Genomic DNA, 225 nt, shown 5'->3' on the forward strand with positions numbered 1-225 from the left:
AGAAAAGCAAGAGAAGATTATTATAAACAACAGAGAGAAATGACAAGACCTGTAAAAGAGAAGAAGGTTCCTGAAAAGAAGATGAAAAAAGAGCAGAGTATATCGGGAGAAATGTTGGAAGAAAGTATGATATTGGAAGAAGAAAGAGTAGAAGAAGTAAAACCTAAGACACCGATGGAAAAGCTTGAGTATAATGCGTCAAAGGCGAGAGACAGAGTAGACTTT

1 pseudogene is annotated in these 225 nt (G+C 36.0%); it reads left to right on the forward strand.

Going from position 1 to position 225, the window contains the following annotated elements:
• Positions 1–225 (forward strand): annotated as a pseudogene (locus EII29_RS12590) (hypothetical protein); the annotation flags it as partial.

This window comes from Leptotrichia sp. OH3620_COT-345, assembly GCF_003932895.1.
In the GTDB taxonomy this organism is placed as follows: domain Bacteria; phylum Fusobacteriota; class Fusobacteriia; order Fusobacteriales; family Leptotrichiaceae; genus Pseudoleptotrichia.